2 protein-coding genes and 1 pseudogene are annotated in these 3,189 nt (G+C 65.1%); 2 read left to right on the top strand and 1 reads right to left on the bottom strand.

All coding sequences use genetic code 11. The features are described 5' to 3' along the window. Positions 1-1,055 (bottom strand): beta-propeller fold lactonase family protein (locus Q8A52_RS48725; protein WP_316765134.1); only part of this gene is annotated, 1,055 nt, incomplete at its 3' end. A gap of 591 nt (positions 1,056-1,646) precedes the next feature. On the opposite strand from Q8A52_RS48725, the pseudogene Q8A52_RS48720 reads away from it, so the two are divergent. After that, positions 1,647-1,757: pseudogene (locus tag Q8A52_RS48720) on the top strand (IS5 family transposase); the annotation flags it as partial. Positions 1,758-2,149: 392 nt separating this feature from the next. Then, positions 2,150-3,189, top strand: a 1,040-nt coding sequence (locus Q8A52_RS48715; protein ID WP_316765133.1) for a beta-propeller fold lactonase family protein, incomplete at its 3' end; no start/stop codon positions are given.

Below are 3,189 nucleotides of genomic sequence, written 5' to 3'. Positions count from 1 at the left end.
ACCGTGCTCAGGGTGGCCGAGTTGGGAACGGCGATGGTCAGCCCGTCCGTGGGGGTGACCTGGAACGTGGTCACCCCGTCCCCCTGGTCCGGGGAGGCCGCCTCTCCCAGCGGACCGCCGCCGACGGCGAGCAGGGTGGGGCTGGCCGTGTCGGTGGCGGTGTCGACCACTGACACGTTGTTGGAGTCGGTGTTCGTGACGTATGCCTTGTCGCCCTTCGCGGTGAAGGCCACGCCGCTCGGGCCGGTGCCGATGTTGGTGGTGATGGTGGAGGAGACCGCGTCGGTGGTGGTGTTGATCACCGACAGGTTGTTGTCGCCGTAGTTCGCGACGTAGGCCTTGGCGCCGTTGGGAGCAAAGGCCACCCCTCGGGGCTGGGTGCCCACGGCGAAGGTGGAACTGACGGTGTCGGTGCTGGTGTTGATCACCGACACGTCGTTCGAAGTGTTGTTCGTGACGTAGGCCTTGGCGCCGTTGGGAGCCACGGCCACCGTGGAGGGAGTACTGCCCACGGGGATGGTGGTGCTGACAGTGTCGGTCGCGGTGTTGATCACCGACACGCTGTTGCCATTGAGGTTGGCGACGTAGGCCTTGGTGCCGTCGGGGGTCACGGCCACCCCGATGGGAGTATTGCCGACGGTGATGGGGCTGCCGGTGACACTGTCGGTCGCGGTGTCGACCACCGAGACGGTGCCATCAGTGGTATTGACGACATAGGCCTTCGCGCCGTCGGGGGTGACGGCCACCCCTCGGGGGCCGTTACCGACGGCGAAGGTGGTGCTGACCGTGTTGGTGGCGGTGTTGATCACCGATACGTCGTTCGAACCATTGTTCGTGACGTACGCCTTGGTGCCGTTCGGGACCATCGCCACCCAGGTCGGATTGGTGCCGACGGTGATGGGCGTGGGGCCGACAGTGTCGTTCGTAGTGTTGATCACCGAAACGGTGCCGTCGGCGGAATTGACCACATAGAGGAAGTTCGACGGCGCGGCCGCCGCGGGAGGTGCAGCGGCCAGCGGCAAGGCCAGCGAGGCCAGGGCCACCAGTCCCACCACGGCCCGTCGCCCAGCCGGTACCGGTTCACCCCTCCGTCGTCGTCCGAACCATCTCCCAAGCCGCCCTTCGGGGCGGCCACCCAAATTGGGCCGACAGGCCCGGTATCCGAGCACGGAGACCTCCGCGTTCACGAGATGACGCCCGCACACACCAAGGCGCCGAGATCATCTGCGATGACTCGAAGATCAATTTATGGGCATTGCTACCGCAATAAGCAAAATAAAAATGGCACGTGTCGGACTCTTCCTATATTAGGAATATAACCATCGCACTCTCCGCGGACCTGGAAACGAAACTGGCATATGGACGATCAAAGAGGCATTAGAGGCAACAGAGTTGCTGCCGGTACCGCTCGGATGGCCGGCAACCTTGCTCGGCCCGGTGGCCTCGCATTTCCCAGGTGAGCCGCGTGCGTTGCGGCCCTGGACCGGCGAGTTCGCTCACGCCAGTGGCAAGGGCCGCACCTTTCCCTCTCTGGAGTTGACGACGGGCGGAACACGTTTCCGCCGCGTAGGCCGCCCCCCTGCCCGTCGCGGCTGCGCGTTCTGGCCGCCCCGGGCGCTTTACCCACCCCGCGAACCGGACTGGGGGACAGCGGCTACCGCCGGCACCTCGTCGAGCACGCCGCCACCCTCGGCATCGACATGGAAATCGTCCAACGCGCCCCAGGGGCCGAAGGCTTCACGCCAATGCCCAAGCGCAAGCGCCCTGGCACGCTTCGGGCTTGGAGCGCTTGCCCCATGTCTCAGTCGTCCTCACCCCCGTTCCGGTTTTCGCAGATCGCGGGCAGAGATCCCCAGGGCGCAGCGGGCATTGCGAACTTATTACTCATATATGAGTAAGGCGACACACGCTATTTCAGCTAGGAATAGTGCAGTAGCAGCGTCCATAAAGTGATCTTCGAGTCATCGCAGATGATCTCGGCGCCACGGTGGATCCGGGCGTCTTCAGCGTGAACGCGGAGGTCTCCGTGCTCGGACATCGCGCCTTTCGGCCGGAAGTGGGTGACCGCCCCGAAAAGCGGTCCGGCAGATGGGTCGGACGGCGAAGGGGGAAGCCCGTATCGGCCGGGCGGCGGTCCGTGGTGGGTTTGATGGCGCTGGCCTCACTGGTCCTGCCCATGGTCGCCGCACCTCCTGCAGCCGCCGACCCATCGAACTATCTCTACGTGGCCAATAACACCGATGGAACCGTTTCGGTGATCGACACCACGAACGACACGGTCGGCGCCACACCCATCACCGTCGGCACCAATCCGACATGGGTCGCGATCGCTCCGAACGGCACCAAGGCCTATGTCTCGAACAACGGCTCCGACAACGTCTCGGTGATCAACACCGCCACCAACACGGTGAGCGCCACCATCGCCGTAGGCGACGGGCCCCAGGGAGTGGCCTTCACTCCTGACGGCACAAAAGCGTACGTGGCCAACGCCACCGATGGCACCGTGTCGGTGATCAACGCCGGCACCGACACCGTCAGCACCACCATCACCGTCGGCAACACTCCCATCGGGGTGGCCGTGACCCCCGACGGATCCAAGGCCTACGTTGCCAACCTCAACGACAACACCGTGTCGGTGATCAACACCGCAGCCGACACTGTCAGCACCACCATCACCGTCGGCGCCACACCCTCCTCGGTGGCCGTCACACCCAACGGCGCCAAGGCCTACGTCACGAACATCGGCTCCGACAACGTGTCAGTGATCAACACCAGCACCGACACCGTCAGCAGCACCATCGCCGTGGGCACTGCCCCCCGAGGGGTGGCCGTCACCCCCAACGGCGCCAAGGCCTACGTCACCAATAACGGCTCGAACAGCGTGTCAGTGATCAACACCACCACCGACACCGTCTCCTCGACCATCACCACCAACATCGGCACCGGCCCGAACTGGGTGGCCATCACCGCGAACGGCGCCAAGGCCTACGTCACGAACATCGGCTCCGACAACGTGTCAGTGATCGACACCGCCACCGACACCGCCAGCGCGACCCTGCTCGCCGTCGGAGGTGGCCCCGCAGGAGCAGCCACGTCCCCGGACCAGGGGGACGGGGTGACCACGTTCCAGGTCACCCCCACGGACGGGCTGACCATCGCCGTTCCCAACTCGGCCACCCTGAGCACGGT

Origin of the sequence: Streptomyces herbicida (genome assembly GCF_032656585.1) — a bacterium.
Taxonomy (GTDB): Bacteria; Actinomycetota; Actinomycetes; order Streptomycetales; family Streptomycetaceae; genus Streptomyces; species Streptomyces herbicida.
Note: the sequence above shows the minus strand (reverse complement) of the source record. Positions and strands in the feature narration are given on the sequence as shown.